The sequence below is a fragment of the Acidovorax sp. genome (assembly GCF_046291265.1).
Taxonomy (GTDB): Bacteria; Pseudomonadota; Gammaproteobacteria; order Burkholderiales; family Burkholderiaceae_C; genus Acidovorax.
On record NZ_JBKBTV010000170.1, the window covers coordinates 1 to 585 of the forward strand.

The 585-nt window shown below is 66.5% G+C and carries 1 protein-coding gene; it reads left to right on the forward strand.

What is annotated here, in order from left to right:
* On the forward strand, nt 1–585 hold a 585-nt coding region (locus tag ACK41V_RS23730), incomplete at both ends, for a lipocalin-like domain-containing protein (RefSeq protein WP_409786157.1).

Sequence of the window (585 nt, forward strand, 5' to 3'; positions counted from 1 at the left end):
TGCAAAGCGGCAAGCTCCTGCACGACCAGCGCATGGCGCGCTGGAACGGCGAGCCGCCCACGGTGAGCGAGCGCGGCGTGTTCGCCAGCGACACCAACACCCATGTGGTGCTGCGCGACTGGCACATCGAGCGCACACCCGACGGGCGCTACACCACACGCATTGGTGGCAACCACCTGAACATCGACCTCACCGCACGGCCGCAACAGGCCTGGCTGCTGCAGGGCGACGAAGGCTTTTCACGCAAAGGCCCCGACGCATCCCAGGCAAGTTTCTACGTGTCGCACCCCCAACTCGCAGTGCAGGGCACGCTGGGCGTTGGCCAGCAGCGTTTTGAAGTGACCGGCACGGCATGGCTTGACCACGAATGGAGCGAAGCGCTGCTGCACCCCGAGGCGGTGGGCTGGGACTGGATCGGCATGAACCTGTTCGAGGGCCACAGCCTGACCGCGTTTCAGCTGCGCCGTGCCGACGGCAGCAAGGTCTGGGCAGGCGGATCGTTTCGTGCAGCGGGCAGCGCGCAGAGCCCCACCGACATTGTCCGCTGCCGGCCAGGCGAGGTTGATTTCAAACCGCTGCGCACCT